Below are 26,916 nucleotides of genomic sequence, written 5' to 3'. Positions count from 1 at the left end.
TTGGCCGCACGCCACGCACCGCCGATTCTCACAACGTCGGCGGATCCGCGTTCAACACCTGCGTCTTCACGCCCGTCGTCTCGGGCAGCACGTGCGCGTCGGTCTGCAGCAGCACCACGCCCGGCGACAGCAGCGGCAGCACCTGGGCCACGAAGGCGCCCGGCGCGATGACGCGGGCGACGTCCTGCGGACTGACCGGCTGGCGCGCTTCTTCCTCGTGACCGGGAATGCCGATGCGTAGCCACGGCGGCATCCGGCCGGGCTGTCCACCGGCGGCGACGAGATACGCATGCGTGCCCTGCGGTGGACCCGCCGCGCCGAACTCGATGCGCGCGCGCCCGATCTCCACGCCATTGCGGTAGACGAAGATACGGCGGTCCGCCGTGCTCATCAACAGCGACACGACGCCTTCCGGCGCTTTCTCCGGCTGCCAGCGGAAGGCCTCGCCGGCCGGCAACGGCGCCGCTTCGTCGTCCGCGCCCGTGGTCGCGCTGATCGGACTGATCGCGGTGGGATGCACCAGCCGCTCGGGCGCTTCGCCGCTCCTGGCGATCACCACCACCATGCCCATGTTCGTGCTGTCGAACAGCCGTCGCGCGAATTCCGATGGCAGGTGCACACAGCCGTGCGATTCCGGATATCCCGGCAGGCCGCCGGCATGCAGGGCCACGCCGTCCCAGGTCAGCCGCTCCTGGTACGGCATTGCCGCGTTGTTGTATTTGCTGGAATGGTGGTCCTTGTCCTTCTGCAGGATGGTGAACACGCCGGTCGGCGTTTCATGTCCCGGCTTGCCGGTGCTGACGGTGGACACCGCCACCAGCACACCGTTGCGGTACACGTAGGCGCGCTGCTCGGTCAGGCTCACCAGCACCGCCATCGGCCCCATCGCCTTGCTGTCGCCGCCCCAGATCCACTCGCCGGGCTTGAGCGCCGCGGGTTGCGTGTCCGCCGGGCTGGACTGCTTCGCGCCCCAGAACGGCACCGCCTCCGCCGCGACCGGCATCAGCAGGCAGCACACCAACACCAGGACGGACGCCTTCATGGGACAGCTCCTTGAAAGGGACGCGCGCTCAGGCGCGTGGCCGGCGGGCGATCAGCCACATCGCGAGGAAGATCGGCAGCGGCGAGGCCATCATCAGCAGGCCGAGGCCGATGTTGGCGCCGCCGCCCGAGTTGAGCAGCGGATCCAGGAAGTACCACAGCCACAGCAGCAGCGACAGCACGATGCCCGTGGCCCACGCCAGCCGCACGCGCGCGGACCACAGCGCGCGCCGGCGGCAGAAGGCATACAGCGCCAGGCCGGCGAACGGCGCGAACGCCAGCGCCGTGCGCGTCCAGCGCGGCCCCACTTCGGCACCCATCGTGAATTCGCGCGCGGTGAACTGCGCGAACAGCCATTCGCCGCCCCAGACCAGCGCGAGTGCGTACAGCGTACCGCCCAGCAGCACATGCACGGCCGTCGTCGAGGTGGGCGGCGCGCGGGAAAGGTCAGAAGCCATCGAGCGTCCTCAGCAGCGACCCGAAGGTCAGGTAGAACGAATCGCGCCCGCCTTCGGCCCGGCCCCAGCCGAGGAAGATGGGCCCCAGCGGCGAATCCGCACCGACGAACACGCTGCCGGCCGGCGTCATGCTGCCGAAACTCGCGTCTTCGCGCGTCGCCCAGAAGCCGCCCCACTCCGCGCTCCCGCCGACGTACAGCGGCAGCGTGATCAGGCTGTCGGTGTGCAGTACGCGCCGGTAGTACATCAGGCGCAGCAGTGCGGTGTGCGGCGCGAACACGCTCTGTTCCGCATAGCCGGAGAGATTGCCCAACCCGCCCAGGAACCCGTACGTCGCCAGCAGCGCATCGCTGCCGGTGGACGTGGACGCACGCACGCCGCCCACCCAGCGATGCTCCCGCCACGACCACGCGCCGTCCCACTGCAACCGCGCCACCGCGCTGTCCACCGAAGAGCCCAGGGCGTCGTCGAACCGCTGGTACGTCAGCGACGCGCGATGGCCGTGCGTGGGAAACGTGGAACTGTCGATGGAGTCGTGCCGCAGTTGCAGGCCCAGGCTGCCGAGGTTGGCGTGGTAGCGCCCGCGCAGTGCGGGGTCGCCCAGATCGAAGCGCACGCGCTCGTGGCCGCGCTCGAGGAAGGCTGCGAATTCCCAGTCGCGGTGCGGCGAATACGTCCAGCGCGCACCGCCGTAGGCCTGGAAGTAGCGGTAGTCGCCCAGGTCGCCTTCCACGAAAGAGATGTCGCGGTTGGTGGCCCGGTACTGCAGGTAGGTGGACAGCGCGTGGTGCGCGCGCAGGCCGAGCGGATGGTAGTACTCCAGGAACAGCTGCGCCTCCTGGCCGATCGCCGCACGCACGCGGGCCTCCGCACCGGCTTCGGAGAGGCCGGTGCGGGTCAGCTCGGCGATGAACTGGTACGCGCTGGCGCCATCGAAATCGTCCGACAGACGCAGCGAAAGATGGAGGAAGTCCGGACCCCACGCCTTGTCCACCGGGTTGACCTGCAGCCCCCACGCCTCGTCGCGCCGCACCGGCGTCCAGCCGATCTTCTCGTAGCGGCCCTCGCCGTACAGCGTGGCCAGGGTCTGCTCCACCGCCGGCACATCCAGCGGCTTGCCGACCAGCGGGACCAGGCGCTGCTCGACGAAGGTTTCCGTGCCGGTCTGGCGCCCGTCGACCTCGACGAACCGCACCACCGGCGTGTCGAACCGCGGCATGCGGTGGCGCGCGGTAAACGCGGCGTATGCGTCCGCATCGACGGCGTAGCGCTGCAACTGCGGCACCACCGCATCGGCGGCGCGCTCACCGGGCGCCACGGCCTCCGGTGCGCGATTGAACTGTTCGCTGGCGATGTCGCCCAGGTCGGGCGCGAGCAGCAGGTCCTGCGCCCCCAGCGTGGCCAGCTGCGCCTCTACGGCGCGCTGCATCAGGATGCTGCTCATCTGCTCGGTGATCGCCAGCGGTGAGGTCAGCCCCTCCTCCGTCCGCAGCGGGCTGCCCACGCGCGACACGATCAACCGCTCCGCGCCCAACTTGCGCGCCTCATCCACCGGCACGTTGTCCAGCACCCCGCCATCCACCAGCAAACGGCCGTCGATCTTCACCGGCGCGAACACGCCCGGCACCGACATGCTGGCGCGGATCGCCGCAGCCAGGTCGCCTTCGGCGAACACCACCTTCTCGCCTTTGACGATATCGGTGGCGACGGCGCGGAACGGGATGGCCAGCGCATCGAAGTCGTGCACCGTGGCCACCGGCAGCAACAGCTTGCGCAGCAGCAGCTCCAGCCGCTGGCCCTGGATCACGCCGCGCGGGAACGCGAGGCTGCCTTCATGGATGCCGAGTTCGATGCCGCCCAGCAGGCGAAGATCGTCTTCCTTGCGGCGCATGCCGCGGTCGCTGCGCGGCGGCTTGTCGCGCAGCTCGGCGTTCCAGTCCACCTTGTCCAGGATGGCCTGGATCTCGTCGGCGCTGTAGCCCGCCGCGTACAGGCCGCCGACGATGGCCCCCATCGAGGTACCGACGATGCAGTCGATCGGCACGCGCTCGCGCTCGAGCACCTTCAACACGCCCACATGCGCGCCGCCTCGCGCGCCGCCGCCGCCCAACACCAGGCAGGTCTTCGGGCGTGATGCGGACGCCGCGTCTTCACCCTCGGGGGTCTGCGCACGCGCGTCGGCGCTCGCCAGACCGTGGGCCAGCAGCAGGCAGCAGGACAGCAGAAAGTGCGTGGTACGGGGCACGTGTGATTCCCGGGCATGACGTCGGGCACTCCCCGGAAGCGCAGCGGAGCGGTCGTACCCGACAGTGGACCGTCCGTGATCGAGTATGACCGAGCGCGATGGCAGGCGCACGCGACGTGCGCGGCCCACCCGCTACTTGATGCCGAACGTCACCGTATACGGCACCTGCTCGCCGCGACGGGCGGACGCGCGCATCTGGAAGACCTGCACGGTGTACTGCCCGCTGACGGGTAGCGTGCCGCGCCAGTCCGCACCCACGCTGCCGCTCCCCAACGCGGTGGCGTTGCCGGGCGCATCGCCCGGTTCGAAGACGTTGAAGTTGGCATTTGAACTGCCGCCGATCTTCACCGTCATCGTCTGCCCGGCACGCGCGGACAGCGTGTATCGCACGCTGTCGTAACCGCCGAGGTTGCCCTTCATCGTCGCGCTGCTGCTGCCCTTGGCGAAACCGACGGGCACCATGCTGACCTTGTCCTGGCCCATCACGGGTGCTGCGACGAGGAGCAGTATCGACAGTACGACGGCATGGCGCATCGCGTTCATCGCGTCATCCTTGCTGAGAGGGCGCCGCCCCCCGGTGGCGGGATGACACTAGCTCCGGTTTCGTTACCCGGACGTGACAATGCAGCGCCAGGCGCGATGCGCGAGCCGCTGCATGAGTGAGGGAGAGCGTCCAAGCCCTCGAGGCGAGCGAGGACCCGTCGGCCCCCGCGTCGCTTCAACCCGCGTCAGGTGTCGTCGCGATCGCGCGGCTTCTGTTGCGGTGTGCCCTGCTGCTTCTGCTGATCCTGCTGATCGTCACGACCGCGGTTCTGCTTCGGATCCTGGTTCGGCTGGTCCTGGTTGCGGCCGGGCGTCTGTTGCTTGTCGTTCTGCTGGTTCGGCATTTCGATGTCCTCTGATGCGACCTGTTGGCCGCACGAACACCCTGCGCGCTTCCATGTGATCAGCAGATGCAGAACGCGTTGATCTTCCTTCGACGTCACTGAACTCACCGCGCGTCCACAAAGCTGCACGACATACGTCATCGATGCGGTGAGATCGATGCGGATAAGCACATCATCGTGCGACATGCGCGACCGCAGTTCACTTCATGTCGACTCCGCATGCGCAAGGGTGTGTTACCCCCACGCATGGAGCACTTCGTGAAATCCCACCGTTCCCCAAGCACGTCACGCGTCGTATCGCTGCTGGCCTGCCTTCCGCTTTCCTGCATCGCACTGGGCGCCGCAGCCCAGGATTTCGCCGACGAAGCGCGCTTCGAACTGCGGCTGTCGGCCTTCAATCCGGAAGCCAACATCCGCTTCGACGGCACCGGCACCGCGACCGATGGCACGCAGAGCGAAGACTTGGCGGCGTCGGGTGAAATCGATTCTGACGGGCGCTGGCGTCCGCGCGGCGAACTCGCCTTCCGTCTGTCGCCCCGGCAATCGCTGCGCGCGAACTATTACGACTACCGGCGCGAGCAGTCGTGGAACTTCGATGGTGACTGGGTCGATCCGGGCACGATCTTCGACGAAGTCGAGATTCCCGGCGACCCGGTCGAAGTGCCCGCCATCGACATCGACGGTCGCCTCAGCTTCGAACTGGCCAGCCTCAACTACGAGTTCGCGGTGGTGGACACGCCGCGCTTCCAATGGGGACTCGGCGCCGGCGTCACCCATGCGACGCTGGAAGCACGCGGCACCGGCCGCAGTACCGGCACCGGCGAACTGGAACCCCAGTGGGAGACGCTGGACTGGAAGCGCGACGGCACCTCGCCCAACCTGCACACGCGGATCGGCTGGTCGCCGACGCCGCGGCTGCGCATCGAGGCGCAGGCGCAATACCTGGACACGCGCTGGGGCAACTTCATCGACGAGCGTGGCCACTTCGAGCGCGGCGGCCTGCTGGTCGAATATCTCGTCACCGAGCGCCTGGGCATCCACGTGGGCTACGACTGGTTCCGCCTGAAGCTGAGCGACGACTATCGCGGATCGTTCGAGGCGCCGCCCGAGTCGGGCGTGGGCACGGTGGATGTCGCCGGTCGCCTCACCGGGCAGTTCAAGGTGCATGGGCCGATGGCGGGCGTGACCTTCCGGTTCTGACGTCGACATCGCCGCACACCGACAAACGAGGGCCCCGCGATGCGGGGCCTTCGTTTTTCCAGGGCAAGCCCGCCGTTGGCGGACCCGGATTGACAACATTCCATATTTCCGGAATATTGGAATTATGGAAACCACCACTGCCCTGTCCGCCCTCAGCGCCCTCAGCCACGACACCCGCTTGGCCGCGTTCCGCGCCTTGGTCCAGGCGGGTCCCGACGGAATGGCCGTCGGTGCGTTGCGCGAGCAGTTGGACCTGCCGCCGGCCACGCTGAGCGCCCACCTCAATGTCTTGCGCGCGGCGGCGCTGGTCCGCGACGAGCGCGAGGGACGGGTCATCCGCGTCCGCGCCAACTACCTGCAGATGAATGCCCTGATCGCCTACCTGACCGAGAACTGCTGCGCGGGCGCTGCCGCATGCGGCCCCGCCGTGGCCTGCACCCCCAAGAACACCGGAGCCCGCGCATGAACCGCTTCCACGTCCACCTCAACGTCACCGACCTCGACAGCAGCATCCGCTTCTATTCCGCGCTCTTCGCCACGCAGCCGGCGGTGGTCAAGGCCGACTACGCCAAATGGATGCTCGACGATCCGCGGGTGAACTTCGCCATTTCCACCACCGGACGCACTGCGGGCATCGATCACCTGGGCTTCCAGGTGGACAGCGCCGACGGCCTGGCCGCGATGGGCCAGCGCCTCGACGCGGCCGGCGGCAGCGTCGTGCCCGAGGACGCCACGATCTGCTGCTACGCGCAGTCGGACAAGCTGTGGACGGAAGACCCGCAGGGCACGCGCTGGGAAACCTTCCACACCACCGGCGCAGCGACCACCTACTACGCGGGCGATGCGCCGTGCGCCACCGATGGCGCAGCCTGCAGCCCCGATGCGGCGTCGATGGCGCCGCGTCCGGTGGCCGTCGCCTCGTGCTGCGCACCGGCCTCCGGCTGCTGCTGAGCCATGGACCTGCGCGCCAGCACGTCCGACGACGGCACGGCGATCCGCGGCCTGCTGCAGGACAGCCGCCTGCCCGTCGATGACCTCGGCACCACCGTGGTCGACTTCATCGTGGCCGTCGAAGACGCGACGCTCGCAGGCGTGGTCGGCATCGAACGCTTCGGCGATAGCGGCTTGCTGCGTTCGCTCGCGGTGCGGGCCGACCGTCGCGGCCACGGCATCGGCGAGCGACTCGTCGACGCGCTGGAAGCGCAGGCGTCGACGCACGGGCTGCGGCAGTTGGTGCTGCTGACCGAAACGGCGGCGCCGTTCTTCGCCCGCTGCGGCTACGTCGAGATCGCGCGCGACCAGGCGCCTGCCGCGGTGCGCGGCAGCGCCGAGTTCCGCACCCTCTGCCCCGCGTCCGCCCTTTGCATGATCAAACCCCTGGAATCCGTGCCATGAAGCGCGTCCTGTTCGTCTGCGTCGAAAATGCCAACCGCAGCCAGATGGCCGAGGCGTTCGCGCGTCTCCATGGTGGCGACCAGGTCGAGGCGCTGAGTGCCGGCTCGCGGCCGTCGGGACAGATCAATCCGAAGGCGGTCCGCTTCATGGCCGAGCTGGGCTACGACCTCACCACCCATGCCTCGACCGCGCTGGACGACATCGAGGGCGCCTTCGATGCCGTCATCACCATGGGCTGCGGCGACAACTGCCCGTGGGTGCCGGCGAAGCGGCGCGAGGACTGGGCGCTCCCCGATCCCAAGCACATGGACGACGACGGGTACCGCGCCGTGCGCGACGAGATCGCCGAACGCGTCAAGACGCTGCTGGCGTCGCTCTGATGTCGCTGGGCCGGAAAGTGCTGGCCGAGTTCATCGGCACCGCGCTGCTGCTCGCCTGCGTGGTGGGTTCCGGGGTCATGGGCGTGAACCTGGCCGACGGAAACGCTGCCATCGCGCTGCTCGCGAACGCGGGCGCGACCGCGGGCATCCTCTACGTGTTGATCGTGGTGCTCGGGCCCGTGTCCGGTGCCCACTTCAATCCGGTGGTGACGCTGGTCATGCGGTGGCGGGGCGAACTGCGCACGCATGAGGCGCTGGCGTACGTCGTGGTGCAGATCGTCGCCGCCGTCGCCGGCGTGCTGCTCGCGCATGCGATGTTCGACCTGCCCCTGCTCCAGCCCGGCACCCGCATCCGGACGGGCGATGGCCAGTGGTTGAGCGAAGGCGTCGCCACGTTCGGCCTGGTGCTGACGATCCTGTTGGGCCTCCGGCATCGCCCTGCCGCGATACCCGCGCTGGTGGCCGGCTACATCTTCGCTGCGTACTGGTTCACGGCCAGCACCTCGTTCGCGAATCCGGCGGTGACGCTCGCCCGCGCATTGACGCAGACCTTCGCCGGCATCCGACCGGGTGATGTGGCGGGCTTCGTGCTGGCACAGCTCGTCGGCGCCGTCGCTGCGCTGGCGGTGGCCCGCGCCTTCGTCGCACATCCTCAGCCGCCCCCGGGCCGTGAGCGAACGGATTGACGCTATCGCCGCGTCCTTCTGGTAGATACGTTTACCTCGCATCGTCCGATGTACGGTTGCCTGAAACCCGGTCGCACATCGTCATCGCCAGTAAGGTCACCGTTGGAACGGTGGGTCGGGAGCAAGGAATGTCCGAAGCCAGGCGGTTGGACGGCCAGCAGGCGCGACGGTTGGAAGTATTGAGCGGCATTGCCGACGACTTGCTCGCGGTGGCCGCCTACGTGGACCGGATCAAGGACGCGGCGCCGGCGAGCGATGTCGACGCGTGGTGGACCTCGGCGCTGGTCCGCTACGGGCGCTGCTTCGGCAAGGGCGTCGCGCCCTGGGGCGCCGGCGAAGTGATCGGCAGCCTGCCGGACCTGCTGCAGGTACGCCATCGGCATTTCAGGCGGCTGCGCGACACGCTGGTGTCGCATCCCGGCGGCGTGGACCACACCTACATCGCGGAAGCCGTGCGTGATCGGGATGACCGTTCCCATGTCGGCTGCGAGCGCGTCCCGATGTTCTCGCTGGGCCGCCTCGAGGCGATGGATTTCTCCGAGTTGCTGGATGCGCTGCAGACGTTCGTCGACCGGCGCAGGATCGAAGTGGAGAACGATCTCCGGTCACGCCTCTCCGCGATGAGCGCGGAGGAGTTCCGCGAATTGCCGGCCATCGATCCCTCCGGCCTCGGCGAGACGGACGTCGTGCACCACGCGCCGGGTGCACGGCCGAACTGAGCGTGCCGTCAACTCGTTGCGGCTATTTCTTCAGACCCGCAACCACTTCCCGCACGCTGAGCCCGAGCTCAAGCTGCAGGCGCACGTACTCGCGCTCCTTGCGCGACAGGACGCGTCCCATCTCGATGCGGACATCCTCCGCCTCCAGGATGCGCAGGATCCGCGGCAGCGCCGAGCCGATCGCATCCGGCCCGTAGCCCGCTTCACGCAGGGCGGCACTGAGGATGGCTTCGGTATCCATGAGGGGTCCAGATCGAATGAGGGCGTCGCATTGTGCGCCAGTGCACCAGAATTCGGGAAACCGGCGCAACGGCCACCGTAGGAAGGGTTGAGCCGAAGGTGGCTTTCAACGGCGAAGCCGGTCTGCCTATCAAGCAGCACACACGATGGCTGCACGCCGCTCTTCTCAACACCCCATCGGCAACGCAAATTCCACCGTCGTCACAACCACCCAAACGCCCTTTCGCTTGACCTCCACCCGCACCCGCACCGTGCTGATGCCCACGTAGGGCGTCACCGCGCCCACGGCATCGCCTTTGTCGAGGTTCGGAAGCCAGCCGTCGGCCAGTGTCGGATCGCCCTGCTTCACGCCGTGCGCGCGCACAGCGGCCTCGAGTTCGGCGCGCGTATAGGCCGGGAAGCAGCTGTCTTGTTCGGCCGTGGGCGTCGGCAGCACGAAGGACACCGCATCGACGGCCTTGGCGGGTTGCCACGCCGACGTGCAGTGCTTCCAGTCGATGAGGTCCAGGTGCGGGCCTTCCGCGCCCAGGGCGAGGCTGGTTTCGTACTGCACGCGCACGCGATAGGTGTCGCCGGGCTTCGCCGGCTGCAGTTGCAACGTGGTACCGGACAGATCGTCGCCCAGTTCGACGGACGCGGCCACGGACGCGGGCACCGGCCCGTCATGCGTCCAGCCGGTGAACGAGGTTTCGCGGTCCGCGTGCGGCAGCACGCGCAGGCCGCTCAACGACGGCGTCTGCGCCAGCAGCGGCGCGCACAGCAGCGCGCCCCACACCAGCACCCCCCACACCGGCACGCGCGTCCGACGCCGCGGCCGGCTTCCCTGTATCCCCTTCATCCCTGCACCCCGTCGGGACGCCGACGTCCCTGGGGCGATGGTAGCGCGATGGTGCGGGGCCGGCAGTCGCGCATGGTTCGGCGGGCGGGTTAGGATGCCGGCGGGCCCGGGAGGGGATGACCGGCCCCTACGACGATGCCCTGACGTCTGGCCGCCTGCGGAGGGCCGCCATGCTGCGCAGTCTTTTCCTGACGGTCCTGTTGGCTGCAGCCGGCGTGCTCCTGGGCGCGGCGCCCGCGCATGCGCTGGATCCGGGCGTCGGTCTTGCCCAGCTCAAACACAGCCGCTGGATGGCCGACGACGGCGCGCCAACGGGCATCTATGCCCTGGCGCAGACGCCGGACGGCTTCCTGTGGATCGGCAGCGATGCGGGACTGCACCGCTTCGACGGCGTGCGGTTCGACGGGGGCGCCGTGCCCGGCGGTGCGGCGCGCAACCTGCCGGTGTCGGCGTTGATGGTCGCGCGCAATGGCGACCTGTGGATCGGTTACCAGTCCGGCGGCATGGCGCTGCTGCGCGACGGAAACCTGCTCGACCGCTCGACGCCCGCCAGCGATCGCTGGGTGTTCCGGTTCTTCGAGGATCGCGCGGGTGCGGTCTGGGCCGTCACGGGCAATACCCGCCATCCCCTGATGCGCTATGCCGGTGGCCGTTGGGAGAGCATCGACGCCACCTGGGGGTTCGATGCGAACTTCACCTGGTCGATCACCGAATCCGGCGATGGTCGCCTGTGGGTGGATGAAGGCAGGGAGGTCAAGGTGCTGGACCGCGGCACGCGCCGCTTCATCAGCACCGGCAACGGGATCGAACGGCGCGACGATTCGGGCGACAACTTCGACCTGGTGACCGACCGTACCGGGCACGTCTGGCTGTCCAGCCCCTTGACCGGCACGCAGCGCCTGCCGGAAGCGGCGGGCGCCGACCGCGGGGCTCCGCCCGTGGTGCCGGTGGCGACGCCCGGACATTTCTATCGCCGCGCCCTGTTCGACCGCGATGGCGCGCTGTGGGGCGTCACCTATTCGGCGGGCCTCTTCCGCATCGCCCATCCGGGTCGCCTGTCTGCGGGCCATGCGTTGACGGAGGACACCTTCACCGCGAAGGACGGCCTGTCTTCGGATCGCGCGCAGGCGATCCTGGAAGACCGCGAGGGCAATCTCTGGATCGGCACCAGCGCAGGCCTGGACCGCTTCCGTCCGGCGGATATCCGTCCGGCGGCCGTCGTTCCCCCGCATTCGCCGCTGGGCTACGTGCTGATGGGCGCACGCGACGGCAGCGTGTATGTCGCCGATTCGGACAGCCTGTTCCGCATTCCGCCGGTGGGCGAAGCCACGCGCGTGCTCGAAGGCCTGAAGAACCCGCAGGCGCTCTGCGAAGACGCCTCCGGCGCCATCTGGGTAAAGACCGGCGATGCGCTGCTGCGCGGGGTGGACGGACGCTTCGCGCCGATGCCGCTTGCGGCCAAGCGTCGCGCGGGCCTGGATTGCGTCACCACCACCGACGGACGTACCTGGTTCAGCCGCGTCCAAGGCGGACTGATGCGCTACGAACACGGGGAATGGATCGAAGCCCTGCCGACGGATCCGGACGGGCCGTTGCGAATACCGACGATGATCGCGATGCCCGAGGGCGGGTTGCTGGCGTACGTGCGTTCGAGAGGCCTCATGCGCATCGACCCGCCCGCGACGCGCATGCTGTGGAAGCACGCCGACATCCCCGGCGGCGAAGTGACCATGCTGCATCGTCTCGGCAAGGACGTTCTCGTGGCCAGCCTGGGTGGCCTGGCGCGCCTGCGCGATGGCAAGGTCGTGGTGCTGAAGCGACAGGATGCGTGGCACCAGGGCATCACGGGCATCGTGGAAAGTCGCGACGGCCACGTGTGGCTGCAGTCGCGCGCCGGGATAGCGCGCGTGCCCCGGGACGCCCTTCTCCGCAGCTTCGACGAGCCGGCGCAGCCGCTGGAGGTCGAGGTGCTGGATTTCGAAGACGGCCTGCGGGCACCCGCGGCACCCGGCTACGCGCGCAACAGCGCGGTGATGGGCGGCGACGGCAGGCTGTGGTTCGTGACCACGGACGGTGTGGCGCAGATCCACCCGGATCGTCTCGCCCGCAATCCCCTGCCGCCTCCGGTGCGCATCGTGGGCCTGGCCCATGGCACGCAGCGCCTCCGCGACCCCGCTGCTCCCACCCTGCCTGCGGGCGTATCGCGGGTCGAGATCGACTACACCGCGCTGAGCCTGCGCAACCCCGCGCGCGTGCGCTTCCGATATCGGCTCGACGGGGTGGATGACGACTGGATCGAGGCCGGCCATCGACGCCAGGCGTTCTACACCAACCTCGATCCCGGGCAGTACCGTTTCCAGGTGATCGCGGCGAACGAGAGCGGCGTGTGGAACGAGGAGGGCGCGACGCTCGCGTTCGCCGTGCCGCCGACCTTCCTGCAATCGGCCTGGTTCAAGGCCCTGCTCGTGCTGGCCGTCGCGTTGCTGCTGTGGGGCCTGTACGCCCTGCGGCTGCGGTACGAGACGGCGCGGTTGCGCGACCGCTTCGACGGCCAGATCGCCGAACGCACGCGGATCGCGCGCGAGCTGCACGACACCCTGCTGCAGGAATTCCAGGCGCTGACCCTGCGCTTCCAGGGTGCGGTCGACAGCCTGCGCGCGGACGGACGCACGCACGAGGCGCTCAACCGGGCGCTGGATCGCGCCGACGAGGCCTTGAAGGCGGGCCGCGAACGCGTGCACGACCTGCGCACGCCGCATACCGGCGATGATCTGCCGGCCGCGCTCCGGGACACCGCCGCACACCTGATCGAGGACGGTTCGCTGGACCTGCAGGTCACGGTGGAGGGCACGCGACGGCCGCTGGTGGATACGGCCGCCGAAGAAGTGCGGCGCATCGCGGAGGAAGCGCTGCGCAACGTGGTGCGGCATGCGAAGGCGCGCAGCGCGTGCATCGCGCTGGCCTACCGCGCGGACGGCCTGGCGATGACGATCCGCGACGACGGCATCGGGCTCGCTGCCCTGGCCGGTGCCGACGGTGGCGATGGCCACTTCGGCTGCGCCGGCATGCGCGAACGCGCCGACCAGCTCGGCGGTCGGCTCGACATCCGCACGTCGCCGGACGGCGGCACGCGGGTCGAACTGTTCGTGCCGGCCCGGCACGTCTACCGTCGCCGTCGCTCCGGGTTCTGGCCCTGGCTGACGCAGCGCCATCCGGCCACCCCGAACGACACGGCGTGAACGTCCTGCCGGCGTCCACCTTCTTTGGGGTGCTTACGCGTCCGCCTTTCGCGACAGAGCCTTCTCGATGGCGGCTTCCAGTTCCTGGATGCGATACGGCTTGGCGAGGATCGTGATGCCCAGCGCCTCGGCATCGTCCCTGAAGGCGTCGGAGTAACCGCTGCTCAGCAGCACCGGCACGTCCGGCCGCTTCGCCCGTATCTCCTTGGCCAACCCGATGCCGTTCATGCCGCCCGGCATCATGATGTCCGACAGCACCAAGTCCACGCTGCGGCCGTCGGCCAGGGCGCCGAGTGCCGAGACGCCGCTGGTGGCATGGGTCACCTCGAATCCGAGGGTCTCGAGCAGCCCCAGCAGCATGGCGGCGACGTCCTGGTCGTCTTCCACGAGCAGGATCGAACCGGATCGTCCGGGACCCGCAGCCGGCACGGTCGCCGGCGCGGCCTTGCCTTCGCTGGACGCGCTGCCCGCGCGCGGGAGGTGCAGGGTCACGGTACTGCCGGCGCCCAGCGTCGATGCGATCTCGACCGAGCCGCCGGACTGGCGCGCGAAACCGTACACCTGCGCCAAGCCGAGACCGGAGCCTTTCCCCACTTCCTTCGTGGTGAAGAAGGGGTCGAATACCTTTGCCTGGATCTCCGGCGGCATGCCCGTTCCGCAGTCCGCCACGCTCAACCGCACACTGCCGCGCACGCTCGCGCGCTCTTCGCCTTCATTCGCCGCCGAGATCGTGATCGTTCCGCCCTGCTCCATCGCATCGCGGGCGTTCACGCACAGGTTGAGCAGCGCGATCTCCAGCTCGCCGGGGTCGACGAAGACCGGCCAGATGCCGGGCGCGATGTCCAGCTTGACCTCGATGTCGCCCCGCAGGCTGCGGTGCAGCAGGTCACTCATCTGGGTGACGAGGCCGCGCACGTCCACGACCTCGGGCTTCGACGCATGGTTGCGGGAGAAGGACAGCAGCTGTCGCGTCAGGCTCGCGCCGCGCTGGGCCGCCTGCTTCATGCCGGCGACGATCCGTTCGCGTTTCAGGGGGTCGGCGGCGCGGTCGAGCACATCGAGGCCGGCGGTGATCACCATCAGCAGATTGTTGAAATCGTGCGCCACGCCGCCGGTCAGCTTGCCGAGGGCATCCATCTTCTGCGCATGGCGCAGGGTCTCTTCCACTTTCGCGCGTTCGTCGATCTCGGCCCTGAGCTGCGCGTTCGTCTGCTGCAGCTGGACCGTCCGTTCATCGATCAGCGACTCCAGTTTGTTCGCCGCATGCGTCTGCTCGTCCAGCAGGGTGCGCACCTCGCGTTGGCGACGGCGTGCGCGCAACGCGGCCTGCACCAGGCTCACCAGGGTGATCGGTTGCACCGGCCGTTCGAGCAGCGACACGTTGCCCAGCTGCTGCATCATCTTCTGCCGCCAGTCCCGGACCTGCGGTTGATCCTGTCGGCTGGTGAGCAGCACGAACGGGAAATCCGACCACGGCGCCTGCTTGGCGACCCATTGCACGAGACGCTCTGTATCCTCGGCGAACAGGCCCTCCTCGGCGATGAAGGCCGCGCCCGCGCCGTCATCGAGGCGCTCGACCAGCGCGGTGATGGTGGGACAGACCTCGGCACGGATGCCGGACCGCTGGAGCACGTCCGCCACCGTCACGGCATCGCGGCCGATCGGGGCGAGGACGAGCACGGTTTTGTCCAACTCAGGCACCCCGTTCGGGATCGGAGTCCAGCAGGGGTTCTCCGCCGCCGATGTACGTCGGGGTCCCCGAAAGCACGCCGCTGAACTCTTTCAGTGGCGGGCCCAATACCAGTCCGTGCGAGCTGAGCTTGAACTCGCGGATCGTGTGTTCGTGCTCGCCGCTGCGCTTCTTCACCACCGAAAGGGCCCGGCGCACCGTGCCCGCGTACTCGAAATACCGCAGCATCAGGACCGCATCGCTGAGGTAGCTGATGTCCAGCGGTGTTTCCATCGGGCCCACGAGGCCGTGCTGCGCCATCACCAGGATGGTGAGCACGCCCTGCTGCGCGAGGAAGGTCAACAGCTCGTGCATCTGCAGGATCAGGAACCTGCCGTCCGGCATCGCATTGAGGTAACCGTTGAGGCTGTCGATGACGACGATGCGGGCGCCGTCCTTCTGCACGCGCTCGCGCACGATCTTCGCGAACTCGCCGGGGGACAGTTCGGCGGGATCGATCTGCTGGAACAGGATGAGTCCCGCGTCCAGCGCCGGCTGCAGATGCAGCCCCAGCGTCCTGGCCCGGGCCTCGATGGTGCCCCTGCCCTCGTCGAACGCGAAGAACGCGCTCTTCTCGCCCCGCTCCGCCGCCGCGATGGCGTAGGTGACCGCGAGCGACGACTTGCCGACGCCGGCCGCGCCGATCAGCAGCACGTTCGTGCCACGCTCGAGTCCGCCACCCAGGAGCTTGTCCAGTTCCGCGTTGCCGCTCTTGGTGAACTCGCCAAGGAAGCTGGTGTGGTGTTCCGCCGCCACCAGGCGGGGATAGATCTCGAGCCCGCCCTTGCGGATGGTCAGGTCGTGATAGCCGCCGCGGAAGTTGATGCCACGCATCTTCACCACGCGCAGGCGCCTGCGTTCCGCGCCGTATTCGATGGCCAGCTGCTCGAGCAGGACGACGCCGTGGCAGATCGAGTGCAGCTGCAGGTCGTTCTCGTGCGAGGTCATGTCGTCCAGCAGGACCACCGTGCAGGCGCGACTGGCGAAGAAGTGCTTGAGCGCCAGCACCTGCCGGCGATAGCGCAGCGAGCTCTGCGCGAGCAACCGGAGTTCCGAGAGGCTGTCGATCACGACCCGTTGGGGGCTGTGTTCCTCCACCCGGTCCAGGATCAGCTTGGTGGTCTCGGCGAGATCGACCTCGGCCGGATGCAGGACGGTGAGTTCCTGCGTGCGATCCAGTGTGGTCTCCGGCGGGATGAGTTCGAAGATGTCGACCTTCGACACGTCCCAACCGTGGCGCGACGCCACCAGTTCCAGTTCCCGCTGGGTTTCCGACAACGAGATGTAGAGCGTCTTCTCGCCGTTGCAGACGCCGTCCAGCAGGAACTCGAGCGCCAGCGTGGTCTTGCCGGTGCCCGGGCGACCCTCGTACAGGTACATCCGGTCGGCGTCGAAGCCGCCCCCCAGTATGTTGTCCAGGCCCTCGTTGCCGGTGGAGATCCTGCGTTCCTGGTGTGCGGTGGACGACGAATCCTGATCCATGACGACCTCGTGATGGCAACCCGTGGCGATAAAGGCCGGGCCGCTACGGCCGACCATTGGTCCTGACTATGGATGGCGCGTCGTTAAGGAAGCATGTAGCGGTAGTGCCACAACGGGGCTGACTTCACGGAGAGACGACCCGGGCCGACCTATGTTCGGCGGGACTTGAAAGCGCCTGGCGCAGAGGATTCCCATGACGATGATCAGACTGCGGGCCACGGGCACGCGCACCGGGTTCGATGCGCTGGTGGCAGCCCTGCATGGCGTGGACGGCGTGGAGCGTGTGGAGGAGCTGGCGGACCTGATGCCGCACATGGACGACGACGACTCCAGTTCCTCCGGCCTGACCGACGACCGGGGCGGCGATCTGCATGCATTGGAAGTGGAAGCGCCTTCGCCCTATGCGGACAGCGTGCGCGAGACCGCTGACGACATCGCCGGCCGCTACGGGCTGGTGCTCGAGTACGTCGACGAGTTCTGAGGCCGCGTGGCCGGCCTGCACTACACGACCGACACCGTGCCCGGCCTGCGCCGGCAGCGGCGCGGGCGTGGTTTCGTCTACCTGGATCCGCGCGGCCGTGCGGTGCGCGCACCGGCCACGCTCGACCGCATCCGCATGCTGGCGATCCCGCCCGCCTACACCGACGTGTGGATCTGCGCCGATGCGCACGGCCACCTGCAGGCCACCGGCCGCGACGCGCGCGGGCGCAAACAGTACCGCTACCACCGCGACTGGCAGGCCGAGCGTGGCGCACGCAAGTACGACCGCTTGCTCGCCTTCGCCGATGCCCTGCCCCGTCTGCGCCGCCGCATCCGCGCCGATCTCGCCCTGCCCGGCTTCCCGCGGGAGAAAGTCGTCGCACTCGTGCTCGCCCTGCTCGGCCAGACCCTGCTGCGCGTGGGCAACACCAGCTACGAGAAGAGCAACGGGTCGTACGGCCTCACCACCCTGCGCAACGTGCATGCGCGCTTCGTCGCCGGCAGCGAGGTGCGCTTCGCCTTCCGCGGCAAGGGCGGCAAGCCGATCGAAGCGCGGGTCAGCGACGCGCGGCTGGTGCGGTTGGTACGGCGCTGCCGACAGTTGCCGGGCCAGGCGCTGTTCCAGTACCGCGACGGCGATACCGTGCAGCGGATCAGCTCGGGCGACGTGAACGCCTATCTGCAGGACGTGATGGGCGGCCCGTTCACGGCGAAGGATTTCCGCACCTGGGGCGCGACGCTGTTCGCGTTCCGCACCCTCGCGGCGACGGACGTGCCGGAAAGCGACACCGCGCGGCAGCAGGCGCGCATGGGGGTCCTGCGCGAGACGTCCGCCATCCTCGGCAACACGCCGCGCATCTGCGAACGCTGCTACGTGGACCCGCGCGTGTTCGAAGGCTGGGAGGACGGCCGCGTGCAACGCACCGCGACCCAGGTGCGCGGCCAGCGGCAATGGGAGCAGGCGGCGATCCGTTTCCTCAGGCGCGCGCGTCGCGGCTCATGAGCGGCGGCGGCGTTTCTTCTCGGGCGCGGGCGGCGCCTGCAACGTGGACAAGGCGTCGCTGACGGCGGCCAGGTCCTGCCGGCGGCGTGCGTAGTCGCCCCAGGGATGCGCGCCGAGGCGGCTCATGCGGCGCGGCGCGGTGGACAGGGTGTAGGCATCGCCGCCCTTGATCCGACCCAGTTCCTCCCACCGCAGCGGCATCGACACCGGCGCGCCTTCGCGCGCGCGCAGCGAAAACGAGGCCACGCTGGTGGCGCCGCGGCCGTTGCGCAGGTAGTCGATGAAGATCTTGCCCTTGCGGAACTTCTTCGTCGCCGTCGCCACGTAGGCCAACGGCTCGGAGGCCGCCATCGACTCGGCGAACGCGTGGGCGAAGTCCTTCGCCTGCGGCCACGGGCACGCCGGCTTCAGCGGCACCACCACGTGCAGGCCCTTGCCGCCCGAAGTGCGGACGAACGACGTCAGCCCCAGCGCGCGCAGGCGCTTGCGCACGAGGCGTGCGGCCTCGACCACGTGCGGCCACGGCACGTCGGGGCCCGGATCGAGATCGAAGACGATGCGGTCGGCCTCGTCCGGCGCGTCGGCCTGCGCGCCCCACGGATGGAACTCGATCGCGTTGAACTGCACCAGTTCGAGCAGGCCGGCTTCGTCCCGCACCACCAGGTAGTCCGCGCGCGTCCCGCCTTCCTCGGCCAGCGGTACCGCGTCGACGCGGTCCATGCCGGGCGTGTGGTGCTTCTGGAAGAAGCAGGGTCGGCCCGCGCCCTGCGGGCAGCGCACGATCGACAGCGGCCGCTCGCGGATCTCGGGCAGCAGCCAGCGCGCCATCGCGCGGTAGTAGTCGAACACCTGGTGCTTGGTGATGCCGCTGTCGGGAAAGACGACGCGCTCGGGATGGGTCAGCTCGATCGACGCAGGCGTCGATGCGGACGTGGTCTTGGCGCGTGTGCGGGCGGCGGCAGGCATGGCGGAATCTCCGGCGGGAGCGCGCGTTTCGCGCAGGTCGGCAGCGCGCTTGTCGCGGCGTATCGCTTTCAGCGAAGGCTGCCGCAGCAGGCCCTGGTTGCCGCGCCCGTGGTGGAACACCTCGGCGACGAGCTTGGGCGTGACCCAGCGTGCGCGGCGCAGCTCCGGATCGTCCACCTCGACCTGGGCCGTGGGCGTGGCGCGCGCGCCCTTGGCCAGCTGCGTGGACAGCGATGCGAGCAGCGCATCGCTGAACCCGGTGCCCACGCGTCCCGCATAGCGCCACCCCTTGTCGCCGTCGGGCGTGGCCAGCAGCAATGCGCCGAGCCCGGAGCGGCCGCCCTTCGGCGCGGTGAAGCCCACCACCGCGAACTCCTCGGCATCGCGCTGCTTGATCTTGCGCCACACATCGCCGCGACCGGCGTGGTACGGCGCGTCCGCGCGCTTGGAGATGATGCCTTCCAGCCCGCGCTCGAGCGCCATCTTCAGCGCTTCATCGCCACGACCGACGATATGCGAGCTGTACACCAGGCGGTCCGGCGGCGACTTCAGGATTTCCGCCAGCAAGGCCTTGCGCTGGTACTGCGGGCTGCCGGTGATGTCCACGCCGTCGACCTGCAAGATGTCGAACAACACGTAGGAGAGCGTGGCGTTCTTCTCGCCCGAGAGCGTGGCCTGCAGCAGGCCGAAGTCCTCCTGTCGCCCGGCGCCGGCGACCAGTTCGCCATCGAGCACCGCATCCTCGAGATCGAGCCGCTCGATCGCGGCGACGATCTCCGGCGCCTTCTGGGTCCACTCGCGTTCGTTGCGCGACCACAGGCGCACGCGGCCCCGCCGGATCTCGGCGATCAGGCGGTAGCCGTCCCATTTCGCTTCGTGCAGCCAGTCGTCCCCCGCGGGCACCTGCTCTTGCAGCTTCGCCAGCTGGGGGATGCGGAAGGCCGGATGTTTCGAGGTGGCGCGCGCGCCGTCGAGCCGGGCCGCGCGTTGCGCCCAGCGCTCGCGCGGTGCAGACGGCTTCTTCGCACGCGACGCTGCGTGGGCACTGGACTTGGCCGGCGTCCGCTTGCGTCGCACCGGCTTTGCACCGGGCGGCGGCTTCACGTCGTCGAGCAGGTCGTCGGCCTCGCGCGGGCCCGCGAAATCGTCGCGCTCCTTGAACAGCAGCCACTGCGGCTGTCGCGCCGGCTTGGGCGTGCGCACCAGGTGCCAGCCGCCCTTGAGTTTCTCGCCGAACATGCGGAAGCGGAGGTGACCCTTCGCCAATTGCGCTTCGGCATCGCCGTCCGTGGTCCACAGGCCGCGATCGAAGGTGGCGACGTGGCCGCCGCCGTACTGGCCCTTCGGAATGTCGCCTTCGAAGTCCGCGTAATCGACCGGATGGTCCTCGACCTCGGCAGCGAGCCGCTTCACGTCGGGGTCGAAGCTGGGTCCCTTGGGCACCGCCCAGCTCTTGAGCGTGTCGCCCACCTGCAGGCGGAAGTCGTAGTGGCGGTGGCTGGCGTGGTGCAGCTGGACCACGAAGATGGGCCGTTTGCCTCGCGCGCCCTGCGCTTCCGCCGACGGTTCGGGCGTGCGGTCGAAGCGGCGCTTGCGGCGGTATTCCTGCAGGCTCATGACGGGATCCTCGCCGCTGTTATGCCGCCTGCGCCGTCAACGGCGCGTGCAAGTCGCGGGCGATCGGTGCCGCGCTTCAGCGGGGCGACAGACTGTTGCGCGCATGCCAGGCCTGCAGGACCGGCGATACCGCACCCTGCAGCGGCAGGTCCAGGGCGACGTACGCGTCCAGCGCGTCGCGGAGCGTCTCCCATGGCGGGCCGGTGTGCGCGGGTGGCCATTCGTCCACGGGACCGAAGCGGTCGACGGCGGCCTGCTCCCCGGCATCGAGCTGGTCGCGCTGGACGCGCAGGCGCGCGGACACCCAATCGCGCAGCGGATGGACGGTGAAGCCCTCGGCCTCCAGCACGGCTCTCGCCGCCTGCAGGGCCACGTCCGCGCCACGGAACCACTCCGTGCGTCCGGCGGCACGCGCGGGCACGGTCAGCGGCGGCGGCGCGGCATGCGCGCGGAGGTCCCGTTTCAGGCGCGTCTCCCATGCGCGCGCCTCGCGCACGCTGCCGGCATCGGCGAGCCAGCCGCGTTCGAGATCGAAGAATGCGTAATACCGGGACGAGAACGCCTGCATGCGCGCCAGCGGGTCGGTGGCGATGCCGAGCTTGGCGTGGTCCTCGTAAGCGCAAGGCATCACGTACAGGCAGGCGCGTCCGCTGGCACCCGTGCCGACGCCCTCCACCGGCACGATGCGGCGACCGCCCGCCATGCCGTCAGCGCGACGCCGTCTTGCGGGCGCGCTTGGCCGGCGCCTTCTTCGCCGCCTTGGCCGCCTTGCGCGGCGCCTTCTTCGCGGGGGCCTTCTTGGCGGCGACCTTCTTCGCCGGCGTCCGCTTCTTGGTGTCGAGGCTCTTCTGCAGCAGCGACATGAAGTCGACCACGTTAGTGGCGGCATCCTCGCGTTCGGGCGCGTCGTCGTCCTTGATCTTCGTGGTGGCTCCGCGTGCCTTGATCCGCTTCTTGATGATGGCTTCCAGCCGCCTGCGGAACTCGTCGTGGTAGTCGTCGGGCGTCCACTCGGCCGACATCGAGCCGATCAGGCTCTCGGCCATCTCGCGCTCCTTGGGGGTGATGCGGTAGTCGGACGCCTTGCCGGTGGGCAGCTTGTATTCCTCCGGATCCACCAGTTCCTGCGGATAGCGCAGCATCATCAGGACCATCGCATCGCCTTCGGGGACCACGGCGCACAGGTATTCGCGGGTGCGGATCACCACCCGTGCCACGCCGACCTTGCCGGTGCTGGCCAGCGTGTCGCGGAGCAGCACGTAGCCTTTCTCGGCCTTCTTGCCGGGCACCAGGATGTAGGGCTTCTCGAAGAACCGGATGCCGATCGCGTCGCGGTCGACGAAGGCTTCCACGTCGACGGATTCATGGGTCTGCGGCGCGGCGGACGCGATGTCCTCCTTCTCCACCACCACGTAGCTGCCCTTGTCGTACTCGAACGCCTTGATGATGTCCTTCCACGGCACTTCTTCGCCGGTCTCGGCGTTGACGCGCTCGAAGCGGATCGGCTTCTTGTCGCGCGAATCCAGCATGCGGAAGCTGATGTCGACCTTGCGCTCGCCGGACATCAGCGAAACGGGGATGTTCAGGAGGCCGAACGAGAGGGTGCCGGTCCAGATCGGGCGCGCCATGGAATGCCTGCCACGGGAAGGAAGGCTCGATGCTCGCCAGACGGGACGAAAGCCGGCGTGAAAACAGCGGCCCGCGCGCAGGGCGCGGACGGGCTTCACATGGTGTGGGTGGGCTTTTCACCGTTGAGGCTGCCGGCCAGCATCGTCTCGATGCGGTTCTTGATGGCTTCGCCTTCGCCGGTCTCGGCGAACTGCACGCCGATGCCCGCGGCGCGGTTGCCCTGCGCGCCGGCCGGGGTCACCCACACCACCTTGCCGGCCACCGGCAGGCGGTCGCTGGATTCGGGCAGCGTGAGCAGCAGGAAGACTTCATCGCCGAGGAAGTAGCGCTTCGGGGTGGGCACGAAGATGCCGCCACCCTTCACGAACGGCATGTAGGCGTTGTACAGCGCGGCCTTGTCCTTCACTGCCAGTGACAGGATGCCCTGCCGTCCACCTGCTGCATTCATTCCCCGTCTCCGTGCGTGTCGGTCAGCCGCGCCGCGCGCCGACAGCGCGCCCGCGGTCGTTGCCGGCCCAGGCCAGCAACAGTTCCACCATGGCCAAGTCGCCGCGCACCGTGGTCCGCAACAGGTCGCGGGTGCGGTTGGCGGCGTCGAACCACGTGGCCAGCTTGGTCAATCGGGCCGGATCGGTCAAGCCGGTGCGGCCCGCCTGCTCCAGCGCCAGGTCGGCGGCATGGCGCAGGCGCGCGTCGGCGAGGTCGTCGTTGGCCCAGCGCTGCGCGGTTTCCACCACGCCGATTTCACCCTGCTCCAGCCGCGCCAGATCGCGTGCGACGGCCTGGCGCAATGCGAGGCCGTCGTTGCGCAGCCAGTCGTCGGCCAGGCCCGGATGGCCGCGGGCGGCGTCCAGCGCACGCTCGGCATCGGCCGCCGCATGACCCTGGGCCTTCAGCCAGACGAGCGCTTCGTCGCGCGGCGGCAGGCGGAATTCGATGCGCTGGCAACGGCTGCGGATCGTCGCCGGCAGCCGCGCGGGTTGCGCGCTGACCAGCCACAGGTAGCGGCCCGGTGAGGGTTCCTCCAACGTCTTCAGCAGCGCATTGCAGGCAGCACGGTTGATCGCGTCGGCGGGATCGAGGATCGCCACCTGCGCCCGCCCGTACTGCGGCGTCAGCGCCAGCTTCTGCGAGATCTCGCGGACCTGGTCGATGACGATCTCGGTGCGCAGCTTGCTGCCGTCCTTGGTGGGCGCGAACGTCACCACCTGCAGGTCCGGATGCGTGCCAGCGTCGATCAGGTGCGCGCTGCGGTCGTTGGGTGCGGGCTCGCCCTGCGCATCGCGCTGCTGAGCCAGGACGCGCCGCGCCAGGCGATCGACCACCGCACGCTTGCCGAGCCCGGCCGGCCCGCAGACGAGCAGTCCGTGGCCGAGGCGGCCGGCCTCCAGCGCCGCGACCGCATGGTCGTAAGCGCGTTGTTGCCAGGGCGAGAACGCGGCGCTCATGCCAGGTCGCTGTCGGTCAGCGTGCGCAGGTAGGCGGTGATCGCGGTGTCGACCGATGCCGCCACGCCAGCGGGCGGCTGGCCGGCGTCGATCACGCGGAAACGCTGTGGCTCGCCGGCCGCGCGCGCGCGGAATCCGGCGCGCACGCGTTCGAAGAAGTCGTCCTGCTCGCTTTCGATCCGGTCCGGCCACAGATCGCGGCCGGCGGTGCGCGCACGGCCTTCGCGCACGTCGAGGTCGAGCAGCAGGGTCAGGCCCGGCTTCACCCCGACCGCGCGGCGCTCCAGCGCGGCGATCCACTCGGGGTCCAGGCCGCGGCCCGCGCCCTGATAGGCGTAGCTGGAGTCGGTGAAACGGTCGCTGACGACGAAGGCGCCGCGACGCAGCGCCGGACGCACCACCTCGCGCACGTGCTGCGCGCGCGAGGCGAACATCAGCAGCAGTTCGGTTTCCGGCGCCAGCGCTTCGTCCCGCGGATCCAGCAGCAGCTCGCGGATGCGCTCGGCCAGCGGTGTGCCGCCGGGTTCGCGGGTCAGCACCACCTCGTGGCCCTCGGCCAGCAGGCGGTCGCGGATGGCGACGATGGCGCTGGTCTTGCCGGCGCCCTCGCCACCTTCCAGGGTGATCAGGCGCGGCTGCGAGAGGAGCGCTTCGGTCATGGCGCTTCCGCCTTGCGCAGCGTCTCGCGGCGCGTCACCAGATAGCGCGCGACGGCGGCGTTGTGCTCGGCCAGCGTGGCCGAGAAGAGGTGCCGTCCGCTGCCGTCGCCGACCGCGACGAAGTACAGCGCGTTGCCATCGGCCGGGTTCACCGCGGCGCGCAGCGCATCGGCACCGGGCATCGCGATCGGCGTGGGGGTCAGGCCCTTGCGGGTGTAGGTGTTGTAAGGCGTGTCCGTGGTCAGGTCGCGGCGGCGGATGTTGCCGTCGTAGCTGCTGCCGATGCCGTAGATGACGGTGGGGTCGGTCTGCAGCGGCATGCCGATCTTCAGGCGGCGCGCGAACACGCCGGCGATGGCGGGACGCTCCTCGGCGATGCCGGTTTCCTTCTCGATGATCGATGCCAGGATCAGCGCCTCTTCGGCCGACTGCAGGGGAATGTGCTGCGCGCGGCCGTCCCAGGCTGCCGCCAGTGCTTTCTCCATCGCGGCGTACGCGCGCTTGAGCACGTCCAGGTCGGACTCGCTGCGGGTGTAGACATAGGTCTCGGGCAGGAAGCGCCCCTCGGGGTGCTGGCCAGCATGGCCGAGCGCCGCCATCAGTTCCGCATCGCTCATCTGCGCGGTCTTCTGCTGCAGCGGTGTCGCGTTGCGCAGCGCGGCGCGCAGCTGGCGGATGTTCCAGCCTTCCACCAGGGTGACGCGGTACTGCAGCGTGCGCCCTTCACGCATGCGCTGCAGCAGTTCGCGCGGGGTCAGCGTGGGCTCGAGTGCGTACTCGCCCACCTTCAACTGGCTGGCCGTGTTGGTCTCGCGTGCGAGCAGGCGCCACTGCAGGTCGGACCCCATCGTCACCCCATGCTCACGCAGCTTACGCAGCACGGTGGGGAACGCGTCGCCACTGGCGACCTCGACCGTCGCTTCCGGCGGACCGCCGATGGGGCTGTCGGCGAAGCCGCGATGCCCCTGCCACAGCCATACGCCGGCGCCGACCGCCAGGGCCAGCAGCAGGAAGAACAGGATGACGATGAAGCGGCAACCGCGCTTGAGAGCTGACGCCACGCGATCCTCGGCGATGGGAACAGGCCGTGCAGGATACCCGGTCGCCGTCTCAGCCGGCCACGGTCGCGACCGTGGGAGACCCGGACGGGCTCAGCCTTCCAGCGCTTTCAGCACGCCCCGGGCCTTCGCGCGGGTCTCGTCGAGCTCCTTGTCCGGGTCCGAGTCGGCGACGATGCCCGCCCCGGTGCGGAAGCGCGCCACGCTGCCGGCGCCGTCGGCGACGATCTCGGCGCTGCGGATCAGGATGTTCAGGTCGAGGTCGCCGTCGCGGTTGAGCCAGCCGAATGCCCCGGTGTAAGCGCCACGGGGCACCTGTTCGAGTTCGGCGATGATCTGCATGCACCGCACCTTCGGGCAGCCGGTGATGGTGCCGCCGGGAAAGGTCGCGCGGATCACGTCGCCGGGCGTGGCGTCGTCGCGCAGGTGGCCGCGCACGTTGCTGACGATGTGATGCACGTGCGCATAGCTTTCCACGGTCATCAGCTCGTCCACCTGCACGCTGCCGGGCATGCAGACGCGGCCCAGGTCGTTGCGCTCCAGGTCGATCAGCATCACGTGCTCGGCGCGCTCCTTCGGATGGCCGACGAGTTCGCGGATGCGCGCGGCATCGTCGTCGCCTTCGAAACGCGGTCGCGTGCCGGCGATGGGCCGGGTCTCGACCACATCGCCGCGCACCGACACCAGGCGCTCCGGCGAGGAACTGACCACCGTCCAGTCCGGGGTGGCGAACAGGCCGGCGAACGGGGCCGGATTCGCGGTGCGCAGGCGCGCGTACAGCGCCGCCGGATCCAGCGGCGCGTCGAAGCGCGCGTGCCAGGCGCGCGACAGGTTGACCTGGAAGATGTCGCCCGCGCGCAGGTAGTCGAGGATGCGCTGCACGCCGTCGGTGAAGGCGGCGGGTGCGTCTTCGTCGATCCGGGCCGGCGGCTGCCACGCGGGCAGGTCCGGTTGTTGCGTCGCTGCCATCACGTCGGCCACCGTGCGCGCGATCAGATTGCCCTGCCCCGCTTCGGCCACCACCACGCAGTCGCCGGTGCTGCGATCACGCAGCACCGCGGCGGGACAGCGCAGGGCGAGCGCGACGGGTTGCGTATCGGGGGCCTGCGGCAGCAGCAGGACCGGTTCGACCTGCTGCGCCAGTTCGTAAGCCAGCAGCAACGCCCAGCCCCCGCGGAACGGCCAGCGCGGCTCCTCGCGCGGCGTGCGCTGCGCCTGCCATTGGCGGTCGAGCGCGGCGAGGAAATCGCCGGCCTCGGCCCGGCCCAGCAGGTCCCGCGTGACGCCATCGCTGCCCAGGCGCAGCCCGGTGCCGTCGGCCACCAACAGGAAATCCCACCGCCCCTGCGCGGTGCCGGAAGCGACCGATTCCAGCAGGACGGGATAGCGCAGCGGGTCCTGGCGATGCAGGGCCAGCAGGTCGGTAGCGGTGGGAAGCGCGCGGGTTTCGATCATGGAGCGGGATGCGGGGGTGGAAAACAGGAACGGCGGACCGCAAGGGTACCGCCGCTCCTCAT

27 protein-coding genes are annotated in these 26,916 nt (G+C 69.4%); 10 read left to right on the top strand and 17 right to left on the bottom strand.

The features are described from left to right. Positions 1–28 precede the first annotated feature (28 nt). The 5 genes from BLT45_RS07925 to BLT45_RS18095 form a co-directional block, all read right to left on the bottom strand. The gene (locus tag BLT45_RS07925) at positions 29–1,042 is read right to left on the bottom strand and encodes a L,D-transpeptidase (RefSeq protein ID WP_093297171.1); all 1,014 of its coding nucleotides are present in this window, start codon (positions 1,040–1,042) and stop codon (positions 29–31) included. 28 nt (positions 1,043–1,070) lie between these two features. Further along, positions 1,071–1,499 carry a hypothetical protein gene (locus BLT45_RS07920; protein WP_139187960.1) on the bottom strand — a complete coding sequence of 143 codons (429 nt, stop codon included), beginning with the start codon at positions 1,497–1,499 and terminating at the stop codon, positions 1,071–1,073. After that, complete coding sequence (locus BLT45_RS07915) at positions 1,489–3,744, bottom strand: patatin-like phospholipase family protein (RefSeq protein WP_175455758.1); 2,256 nt, start codon at positions 3,742–3,744, stop codon at positions 1,489–1,491. The genes BLT45_RS07920 and BLT45_RS07915 overlap by 11 nt, the downstream gene beginning before the upstream one ends. Before the next feature lie 132 nt (positions 3,745–3,876). Beyond that, positions 3,877–4,287 (bottom strand): g-type lysozyme inhibitor, encoded by a 411-nt coding sequence (locus tag BLT45_RS07910; protein ID WP_217629536.1) that lies wholly within the window; start codon positions 4,285–4,287, stop codon positions 3,877–3,879. A gap of 185 nt (positions 4,288–4,472) precedes the next feature. Then, complete coding sequence (locus BLT45_RS18095; RefSeq protein ID WP_139187959.1) at positions 4,473–4,817, bottom strand: hypothetical protein; 345 nt, start codon at positions 4,815–4,817, stop codon at positions 4,473–4,475. A 72-nt stretch (positions 4,818–4,889) separates the two neighbouring features. Here BLT45_RS18095 and BLT45_RS07905 point away from each other — a divergent pair, with 72 nt between their 5' ends. The 7 genes from BLT45_RS07905 (at position 4,890) to BLT45_RS07875 (ending at position 9,011) form a co-directional block, all read left to right on the top strand. Further along, positions 4,890–5,831: a hypothetical protein gene (locus tag BLT45_RS07905; protein ID WP_139187958.1), complete on the top strand. Its 942-nt coding sequence runs from the start codon at positions 4,890–4,892 to the stop codon at positions 5,829–5,831. Positions 5,832–5,955: 124 nt separating this feature from the next. After that, positions 5,956–6,297 carry an ArsR/SmtB family transcription factor gene (locus BLT45_RS07900; protein WP_093297163.1) on the top strand — a complete coding sequence of 114 codons (342 nt, stop codon included), beginning with the start codon at positions 5,956–5,958 and terminating at the stop codon, positions 6,295–6,297. Continuing rightward, positions 6,294–6,782 (top strand): ArsI/CadI family heavy metal resistance metalloenzyme, encoded by a 489-nt coding sequence (locus tag BLT45_RS07895; RefSeq protein ID WP_093297161.1) that lies wholly within the window; start codon positions 6,294–6,296, stop codon positions 6,780–6,782. The genes BLT45_RS07900 and BLT45_RS07895 overlap by 4 nt, the downstream gene beginning before the upstream one ends. 3 nt (positions 6,783–6,785) lie before the next feature. After that, on the top strand, positions 6,786–7,226 hold the full coding sequence (gene arsN2, locus BLT45_RS07890; protein ID WP_093297159.1) for an arsenic resistance N-acetyltransferase ArsN2: 441 nt from the start codon (positions 6,786–6,788) through the stop codon (positions 7,224–7,226). Continuing rightward, positions 7,223–7,606, top strand: a complete 384-nt coding sequence (locus BLT45_RS07885) for an arsenate reductase ArsC (protein WP_093297157.1) — start codon at positions 7,223–7,225, stop codon at positions 7,604–7,606. The genes arsN2 and BLT45_RS07885 overlap by 4 nt, the downstream gene beginning before the upstream one ends. Then, a complete protein-coding gene (locus BLT45_RS07880; RefSeq protein WP_093297154.1) occupies positions 7,606–8,292 on the top strand; it encodes an aquaporin in 687 nt (228 codons plus the stop codon). The genes BLT45_RS07885 and BLT45_RS07880 overlap by 1 nt, the downstream gene beginning before the upstream one ends. A 128-nt stretch (positions 8,293–8,420) precedes the next feature. Beyond that, a complete protein-coding gene (locus tag BLT45_RS07875; RefSeq protein ID WP_093297151.1) occupies positions 8,421–9,011 on the top strand; it encodes a hypothetical protein in 591 nt (196 codons plus the stop codon). Between the two features lie 22 nt (positions 9,012–9,033). On the opposite strand, the gene BLT45_RS07870 is transcribed toward BLT45_RS07875, so the two are convergent. Next, entirely contained in the window at positions 9,034–9,252 is a 219-nt protein-coding gene (locus BLT45_RS07870) for a polyprenyl synthetase (protein WP_093297148.1), read from the bottom strand. 165 nt (positions 9,253–9,417) lie between these two features. Continuing rightward, the gene (locus BLT45_RS07865) at positions 9,418–10,047 is read right to left on the bottom strand and encodes a hypothetical protein (protein ID WP_093297146.1); all 630 of its coding nucleotides are present in this window, start codon (positions 10,045–10,047) and stop codon (positions 9,418–9,420) included. 212 nt (positions 10,048–10,259) lie between these two features. Here BLT45_RS07865 and BLT45_RS07860 point away from each other — a divergent pair, with 212 nt between their 5' ends. Then, positions 10,260–13,328 carry a sensor histidine kinase gene (locus BLT45_RS07860; RefSeq protein WP_175455757.1) on the top strand — a complete coding sequence of 1,023 codons (3,069 nt, stop codon included), beginning with the start codon at positions 10,260–10,262 and terminating at the stop codon, positions 13,326–13,328. A 33-nt stretch (positions 13,329–13,361) separates the two neighbouring features. Here the strand turns inward: BLT45_RS07860 and BLT45_RS07855 are convergent, their stop codons facing one another. Together BLT45_RS07855 and BLT45_RS07850 are read right to left on the bottom strand one after the other, a co-directional pair. Further along, the gene (locus BLT45_RS07855) at positions 13,362–15,008 is read right to left on the bottom strand and encodes an ATP-binding protein (protein WP_093298712.1); all 1,647 of its coding nucleotides are present in this window, start codon (positions 15,006–15,008) and stop codon (positions 13,362–13,364) included. A 13-nt stretch (positions 15,009–15,021) separates the two neighbouring features. Further along, positions 15,022–16,539 carry an ATPase domain-containing protein gene (locus BLT45_RS07850; protein ID WP_093297140.1) on the bottom strand — a complete coding sequence of 506 codons (1,518 nt, stop codon included), beginning with the start codon at positions 16,537–16,539 and terminating at the stop codon, positions 15,022–15,024. A 193-nt stretch (positions 16,540–16,732) separates the two neighbouring features. Here BLT45_RS07850 and BLT45_RS07845 point away from each other — a divergent pair, with 193 nt between their 5' ends. Both BLT45_RS07845 and BLT45_RS07840 read left to right on the top strand, forming a co-directional pair. Next, positions 16,733–17,020 carry a hypothetical protein gene (locus BLT45_RS07845; protein ID WP_093297137.1) on the top strand — a complete coding sequence of 96 codons (288 nt, stop codon included), beginning with the start codon at positions 16,733–16,735 and terminating at the stop codon, positions 17,018–17,020. Positions 17,021–17,026: 6 nt separating this feature from the next. Next, complete coding sequence (locus BLT45_RS07840; RefSeq protein WP_093297134.1) at positions 17,027–18,022, top strand: DNA topoisomerase IB; 996 nt, start codon at positions 17,027–17,029, stop codon at positions 18,020–18,022. On the opposite strand, the gene ligD is transcribed toward BLT45_RS07840, so the two are convergent. The 8 genes from ligD to BLT45_RS07800 form a co-directional block, all read right to left on the bottom strand. After that, the gene (gene ligD, locus BLT45_RS07835) at positions 18,017–20,605 is read right to left on the bottom strand and encodes a DNA ligase D (RefSeq protein ID WP_093297132.1); all 2,589 of its coding nucleotides are present in this window, start codon (positions 20,603–20,605) and stop codon (positions 18,017–18,019) included. The two genes, BLT45_RS07840 and ligD, sit on opposite strands and share 6 nt — an antisense overlap. Before the next feature lie 76 nt (positions 20,606–20,681). After that, positions 20,682–21,308: a GIY-YIG nuclease family protein gene (locus tag BLT45_RS07830; RefSeq protein ID WP_093297129.1), complete on the bottom strand. Its 627-nt coding sequence runs from the start codon at positions 21,306–21,308 to the stop codon at positions 20,682–20,684. 4 nt (positions 21,309–21,312) lie between these two features. Then, positions 21,313–22,233 (bottom strand): non-homologous end joining protein Ku, encoded by a 921-nt coding sequence (locus tag BLT45_RS07825; protein ID WP_093297126.1) that lies wholly within the window; start codon positions 22,231–22,233, stop codon positions 21,313–21,315. 95 nt (positions 22,234–22,328) lie between these two features. Beyond that, complete coding sequence (locus BLT45_RS07820) at positions 22,329–22,682, bottom strand: PilZ domain-containing protein (protein WP_056880630.1); 354 nt, start codon at positions 22,680–22,682, stop codon at positions 22,329–22,331. Between the two features lie 22 nt (positions 22,683–22,704). Beyond that, positions 22,705–23,682, bottom strand: a complete 978-nt coding sequence (locus tag BLT45_RS07815) for a DNA polymerase III subunit delta' (protein WP_093297123.1) — start codon at positions 23,680–23,682, stop codon at positions 22,705–22,707. Further along, complete coding sequence (gene tmk / locus BLT45_RS07810; RefSeq protein ID WP_093297120.1) at positions 23,679–24,341, bottom strand: dTMP kinase; 663 nt, start codon at positions 24,339–24,341, stop codon at positions 23,679–23,681. Before tmk ends, BLT45_RS07815 begins: the two co-directional genes overlap by 4 nt. Next, complete coding sequence (gene mltG, locus BLT45_RS07805; protein WP_254771846.1) at positions 24,338–25,369, bottom strand: endolytic transglycosylase MltG; 1,032 nt, start codon at positions 25,367–25,369, stop codon at positions 24,338–24,340. Before mltG ends, tmk begins: the two co-directional genes overlap by 4 nt. Positions 25,370–25,492: 123 nt before the next feature. Next, on the bottom strand, positions 25,493–26,854 hold the full coding sequence (locus tag BLT45_RS07800; protein ID WP_093297114.1) for an aminodeoxychorismate synthase component I: 1,362 nt from the start codon (positions 26,852–26,854) through the stop codon (positions 25,493–25,495). Between the last annotated feature and the right edge of the window lie 62 nt (positions 26,855–26,916).

This window comes from Pseudoxanthomonas sp. CF385, from assembly GCF_900104255.1.
Taxonomy (GTDB): domain Bacteria; phylum Pseudomonadota; class Gammaproteobacteria; order Xanthomonadales; family Xanthomonadaceae; genus Pseudoxanthomonas_A.
Note: the sequence above shows the minus strand (reverse complement) of the source record. Positions and strands in the feature narration are given on the sequence as shown.